Genomic DNA, 1,560 nt, shown 5'->3' on the forward strand with positions numbered 1-1,560 from the left:
CAGCACCGTAGTGGCCGCCGTAGCCGCGCCGGCAGACACGCCGATAATGCCTGGGTCCGCCAGCGGATTGCGCATAACAGCCTGCAGCAGCGCGCCGGCCACCGCCAGACAGGCGCCCACCTCGATAGCCATAATGAGCCGCGGCAGACGCAGATTATATACTACTACATGAATAGGCCCGCGCTCCTCGTACAGCAAGGCGTTGATAATCTGCGGCACGCTGTAATCGGCGCTGCCAATGCTCAACGCCAGCAGCGATAAAGCCGCCAGTACGACCAGCAGCACCATGCAGACGGCGCTGACCTTTAATACATTTATATCACGTTTCATAGCTTACAGCTTTCTTTGCTCCAGCGTATCGATCAAATGATTGATATCGTCGATAACGTCGATGCCGGTGCTGACAACATATTTAGAGGACAGATAAACCACGTTGCCCTCGCGGATAGCCTTAATCTGCTGCCAGTATTCCGGGCTGGCGGCAAAATCTGCTTCCATAGCCTTTTGGTGGTCCGCAGGGTTGGGCGTCGCGCCGACGCATACCAGCAGGTCGGGCTCGTAGCTGATGGCCTGCTCCTTATCCAGCATTACCATGCGGCTCTTATCGTTGCTGTAAACATTCTTATAGCCCAGCATCGTCAGCATACTTCCCAAATTAGCGTCCTTGGTCTGAATAAAATGACGTGGAGGCGCAGATTGCAGCACCATCACGGTTTTATCCTTATTGGCCTCGCGTTTAGCGGCCATGCGCTCGTCCAGCTTTTTAAAGCGCTCGCTGATAGCCTGCGCGCCCTTGCTGTCCTTGCCGAAAGCGTCGATAAGGACGTTGGTCAAGTCCTTAACGGATTGATAATCCACCATCGGGCCTGCGTCCACATAATAAACGGGAATATTTTGCTTTTCCAGCAGCTGGCCGTATTTATCCTTGGCGTAATAGCCCACCATAACTAAATCAGGCTCCAAGGCCACTACTTTTTCAATATCAAAATTATCCTGCATCGCTACGGTAAACTGCTGAGCATTCTTCGCCAAATCCTCCGGCCATTTCATAATGCCGGTTTTAGGAATGCCCACCTGCGTCACGCCGATTTCATGCAGCGCCAGTACGGGAGTAATGGTCAAAGAAACCACGCGCTGCGGGCGCTGCTTCAGCACCAGCGGCTCCTTAAAGCCCTTGGCCTGCATGGAAGCCGGATAGTTAAGCGTTACCTTGCCGCCGCTTTCCTTAGCCTTATTATCACTGCCACAGCCTGCCGCCAGCATCAGCGCCATAAGCAGGCAGCCTATAAGCATAAATATTTTTTTCATCGTACGCCTCCTTTGAATCTCTATATTCGCCGTTATCGGTCAAGTCTGAATCTGATAGGAATATCCCAATAGCAGCGCACCTTCTGGCCGCTGCCGTTTTTTGCGCTGGTAAAGCGCCACTGCCTGCACGCGCGGATAGCCGAATTATCCAAAGCGCTGCTGCCGGAGGATTTCATCAAGGTAACCTCCTCCACCTTGCCGTCAGTGCCAATCAGCAGGCGCAGTACGGAAACGCCGTCAATATTAGCCTGC

General features: G+C 53.3%; 3 protein-coding genes. All 3 read right to left on the reverse strand.

The window, feature by feature from the left end; genetic code table 11:
- Nucleotides 1-330 (reverse strand): iron chelate uptake ABC transporter family permease subunit (locus QZ105_RS10465; RefSeq protein WP_293729862.1); only part of this gene is annotated, 330 nt, incomplete at its 3' end.
- A 3-nt stretch (nt 331-333) separates the two neighbouring features.
- Nucleotides 334-1,308, reverse strand: coding sequence for an ABC transporter substrate-binding protein (locus QZ105_RS10470; RefSeq protein ID WP_293729863.1), 975 nt, complete (start codon nt 1,306-1,308; stop codon nt 334-336).
- A gap of 32 nt (nt 1,309-1,340) precedes the next feature.
- The coding region (locus tag QZ105_RS10475; protein ID WP_293729864.1) for an energy transducer TonB at nt 1,341-1,560 on the reverse strand (220 nt) is incomplete at its 5' end.

Source organism: uncultured Phascolarctobacterium sp. (assembly GCF_905212365.1).
Taxonomy (GTDB): domain Bacteria; phylum Bacillota; class Negativicutes; order Acidaminococcales; family Acidaminococcaceae; genus Phascolarctobacterium_A.